Source organism: Arenibacter sp. S6351L (assembly GCF_023016025.1).
Classification (GTDB): domain Bacteria; phylum Bacteroidota; class Bacteroidia; order Flavobacteriales; family Flavobacteriaceae; genus Arenibacter; species Arenibacter algicola_B.
Window position 1 is genome coordinate 1 of sequence record NZ_JALKBB010000065.1, and the last position, 4,909, is coordinate 4,909.

The 4,909-nt window shown below is 41.1% G+C and carries 3 protein-coding genes; 1 reads left to right on the top strand and 2 read right to left on the bottom strand.

Annotated features, from left to right (window positions below):
• Positions 1–273: 273 nt before the first annotated feature.
• Both dnaK and MWU82_RS23815 read right to left on the bottom strand, forming a co-directional pair.
• Entirely contained in the window at positions 274–2,184 is a 1,911-nt protein-coding gene (gene dnaK, locus MWU82_RS23810) for a molecular chaperone DnaK (protein WP_215949808.1), read from the bottom strand.
• Positions 2,185–2,218: 34 nt separating this feature from the next.
• On the bottom strand, positions 2,219–2,431 hold the full coding sequence (locus tag MWU82_RS23815; RefSeq protein WP_247098233.1) for a hypothetical protein: 213 nt from the start codon (positions 2,429–2,431) through the stop codon (positions 2,219–2,221).
• 1,350 nt (positions 2,432–3,781) lie between these two features.
• Between MWU82_RS23815 and MWU82_RS23820 the strand changes: the two genes are divergently transcribed.
• Positions 3,782–4,699, top strand: a complete 918-nt coding sequence (locus MWU82_RS23820; RefSeq protein ID WP_247098235.1) for a metallophosphoesterase — start codon at positions 3,782–3,784, stop codon at positions 4,697–4,699.
• Positions 4,700–4,909 lie beyond the last annotated feature (210 nt).

A 4,909-nucleotide genomic window follows, 5' to 3' on the forward strand; every position in this document is an offset into this window, starting at 1 on the left:
CATTGCGAGCTTGCCTAGCCGTTAGGCAGGCATAGCGTGGCAATCTGCTTCTTACATTGTACAATTAGCAATAAACAAAGTAAAAGTCCTCCCCCCTAACCCCCTCCTACTGCAAAAAAGCTGCACAAGCAAGGAGGGGGAACAATACCTGCATAAAACATCTTTAACAGCTCAGAACAAATTCCCTCCCCTTGGGGGAGGGCTAGGGAGGGGTCCAAAACAAAAACCCCCACCAATTGCTTGATGGGGGTTTGTTTATAGTAAGGGAAGTCCTTATTTCACTTCCTCGAAATCTACGTCCTCAACGTTATCGGCTTCTTTAGACTCTCCGTTGGAAGATGCTGTATCAGCGCCACCTGCAGGAGCACCTTGCTGTGCTTCGGCCTGGGCCTTGTACATTTCCTCAGAAGCTACTTTCCAAGCCTCATTGATTTTTTCCAAAGCTGGAGTAATCAAAGCCAAATCTTTGGCTTCATGGGCTTTTTTAAGCTCTGCCAAGGCATCCTCGATCGGCTTCTTCTTATCATCAGATAATTTATCGCCAAACTCGGTCAATTGCTTTTCGGTCTGGAAGATCATTCCATCGGCCTCGTTCAATTTATCGGCAGTTTCCTTGGCTACTTTATCAGCTTCAGCATTGGCTTCAGCTTCCGCTTTCATTTTCTTGATCTCTTCCTCTGTTAATCCTGAAGAAGCTTCAATTCTAATATCCTGCGTTTTGTTGGTAGCCTTATCGGTAGCCGATACTTTTATAATACCATTGGCATCAATATCAAAAGTAACTTCGATCTGTGGCGTTCCTCTTTGTGCTGGTGGAATACCATCCAAATGGAAACGGCCTATTGTTTTGTTATCCTTTGCCATTGGGCGTTCTCCCTGCAATACGTGGATCTCAACAGATGGCTGATTGTCAGCTGCTGTAGAGAAAACTTGCGATTTCTTTGTAGGGATAGTCGTGTTGGCTTCTATCAATTTCGTCATTACACTACCCATAGTTTCAATACCAAGGGACAATGGTGTAACGTCCAAAAGAAGTACATCTTTTACATCTCCTGTCAATACCCCACCTTGTATAGCGGCACCTACGGCAACCACCTCATCAGGGTTAACACCTTTGGAAGGTTTCTTTCCAAAGAACTTCTCAACGGCATCCTGTACCGCAGGAATCCTTGTAGAACCACCAACCAAGATAATTTCGTCAATATCACTCTTGCTTAAACCTGCTGCTTTTAAAGCAGTGGCACAAGGCTCAATAGTACGTTTTACCAAATCATCTATCAATTGCTCAAACTTGGCTTTGGTCAATGAACGTACCAAATGCTTAGGTCCTGAAGCCGTAGCGGTAACGTATGGAAGGTTAATTTCGGTCTGTGCAGAAGACGACAACTCAATTTTTGCCTTTTCAGCAGCCTCTCTCAAACGTTGCAATGCCATGGCATCTTTACGTAAGTCTATTCCCTCTTCCTTGTTGAACTCATCGGCCAACCAATCGATTATTTTTTGATCCACGTCATCACCACCCAAGTGGGTATCCCCATCGGTAGCCAATACTTCAAAAACACCGTCTCCCAATTCAAGGATGGAAACATCATGTGTTCCTCCACCAAAATCGAAAACTACTATTTTCTGATCTGTATCCTTTTTGTCCATACCGTAGGCCAAAGAAGCTGCGGTAGGCTCGTTTATAATTCTTTCTACGGTAAGTCCGGCAATTTCACCGGCCTCCTTGGTTGCTTGTCTTTGCGCATCGTTAAAGTAAGCAGGTACGGTAATTACCGCTCTACTAACGGTCTGTCCTAAATAATCCTCGGCAGTTTTCTTCATTTTCTGAAGTATCATTGCCGAAAGTTCCTGAGGTGAATACAAACGTCCGTCTATATCTACCCTTGGGGTATCGTTATCTCCTTTTACCACTTTATAAGGCACCCTTTCCGCTTCCTTCTTGGATTCGGAGTATTTATTACCCATAAAACGTTTTATGGAATAAATGGTTTTATTTGGATTTGTAACTGCCTGTCTTTTGGCAGGGTCTCCAACCTTAATTTCGCCACCCTCTACAAAAGCAATGACAGATGGAGTAGTTCTCTTACCTTCTGCGTTTGGGATAACAACAGGCTCGTTACCCTCCATTACGGAAACACAAGAGTTTGTTGTTCCTAAATCTATTCCAATAATTTTACTCATGTTTATATATTTACTGTGTTGAAAAATCTTTTTATCACTCGGGTCTATTAAGACAATGATTGTGCCATGACAAAAAATATGACAAGCTGTCAGACCCCTCCTCCAAATTCACCAAGAATTGCAATTCCGTCTGCTTTTTTGGGCATTCCCCCTTGGCCAAAATATGCCAAGGGGTCGTGCTTTCCATTCCTAGTCCCAAAAGTGTCCCTCCCCAGGTCCCCTTTTGGGAGCTATCCATTGCAATCACTAATGCAGTTGTTAGTTGAAAGTTATAATGTTATAAAGTTGAAAGTTATAAAGTTCAAGGTTGCAGTTGGGTAGTGAGAAGAAGAACCTAGAGCCTAGATGCTAGAGTCTAGACTAAAGTCTTGTGTTAAAAGTCGTCACTTCGAGCCCGCCCGGCCGTAAGGCGGGTGGTTTTATGAAGTGAAACGAAATAAAATTGTATCGAGAAGTAAAGACAGTACCCAAAACCTGTTCTCGATACAAAATGCCTAACGGCATTCCACTCGAACTGACGGGGAAGCACTAGAACTGACGATAGCGTTTAGAATCTTAGCACCAACCAAATCCCCTCCCCTTGGGGGAGGGATAGGGTGGGGTCTATTAGGAGTGCCTGTCCCGCTTTTTAGCGGAAGGAAAAGGTGGCTTCGACGTAAGAGAAGACGGAAGGGGGTAGCCTGGGTGGCAATCTGCTTCTTACTGTGAACAACACCAATAAACAGTTTAATGTTTTATGTTCAAAAGTTGAAAGTTGAAAGTCTTCACGGAGATTGGGCGTTGGAAGAACCTAGAGCCTAGATGCTAGAGCCTAGACTAAAGTCTTGTGTTGAAAGTCGTCACTTCGAGCCCGCCAGCCGGTCGGGCAGGTGATTTTGCATAACGAAGTGGAGCAAAATTGTATCGAGAAATAGACGGCGTGCAAAAACCTGTTCTCGATACAAAATGCCTAACGGCATTCCACTCGAACTGACGGGGAAGCACTAGAACTGACGATAGAATAAAACCCGTCATTGCGAGCTTGCCTAGCCGTTAGGCAGGCATAGCGCGGCAATCTGTTCATGAGATTGCTTCGTCACCTCGCAATGACGAATTCTTCCGAAAATCTAAACCATTAACCCGATGGTAAATTTTCTCATTTTCAAATTGACTCATTTTCAAATTTCCACATTGCTTCATTTTCAAATTGCTTCATTAACCCATTGGTACATTATCACATTGGTACATTTTCACATTAAACCATTTCCACATTGACTCATTGTCTAATTAGCCTCCTCCGATCAATGACTTTTGGCTATCCCGTAATTGCGAGTTTACCTGCCGATAAGGAGGCCTGCCCACCTATCAGGAGAGTATTCTTTGGTGGAGGGTTATTAGTTACCCTTAGAGAATTACACCATAAAACCCGTTTTAAAATCAAAAAACAAACAATAATTAGTCGCACTTAAAGAATACCCATAAAACATTGTTTACCAAAATTTTACGTATCAAAACCTATAAGTTTTAAGGTAATGAACGAGATAAAAGACACAATAACAAAATATTTATTTTGGAATAGTAATATTTAGTATATTTCTCTTTCTAATTCAGGTATTTAATGAAATTATATTATAGATATTTAGTGACCGGGATTTTTACTATTATTTTGATGGGTTGCCAAAGTGAGGAAATAGAATTTGATCCCACTGTTGATCTGGCAATAGGAATAATTGCCGATTGCCAATACTGTGAATGTGAAACTAAAGAAACGCGATCTTACAAATATTCTCTCAATAAATTGGAAGGGGCTATTGAACAATTTAATACAGAGCCCCTAAATTACACTATTCACCTCGGGGATTTTATTGACAGGGATTTCGCTAGTTTCGATCGCCTACTGCCTATTTGGGACAAACTCTCCTCTAACAAATATCACGTTCTGGGCAACCATGATTTCAATGTTGTGGATTCTTTAAAGCCAAGGGTATTGGATCGTTTAAATCTCACTGACAGGTATTACAGTATAGTTGAAAACCATTGGCGGTTTATTGTCTTGGACGGTAACGATTTAAGTTTTCATGGGGCATATAACCTACAGAAAAAGAAACAAACAGATTCCCTGTATTCCCAGATATTACAATCCAAAGTCCACAATAAACCGGCTTGGAATGGTGGTCTTAGTCAAGAGCAATTAGTTTGGCTGGAAAATGAACTGATTACTGCTGAGGAAAATAATGAGCGAGTTGGCCTATACTGCCATTTCCCCATTGCCGGAAACGAGTTTACCGAAATTTTATGGAACAGTGAACAGATCTTAGCCCTGATTGACAAATATTCATGCGTAAAATTTTATTTTAATGGACATAACCATGATGGAGATTATTTGAAAAGAAATGGCGTGCACTATCTTACCTTTAAGGGAATGGTCGAGACCGACAACAACTCTCCCTATGCCTCTGTAATGATAGTTAAAGATAACATTTACATCAACGGACATGGGGGTGAACACTCAAGAAAATTAAAGATCAAGGAATAAAGGAAGAAATGCAGTTAACAGTTTTGAGTATTTAAAAACGAGAATCTAGAGCCTAGAAACTGGACCAAGGTCTTATATTCAAAGTTTAAGGTTCAAAGTCTAAATCCCTTTTAGCGAGACTGTTTATTTAAGTGTGTCATAATTCAAAATTTTATAAATTATGACTACAATGGAAAATTCAAAAAAGACAAAAGAAGATCTTGAGCAATT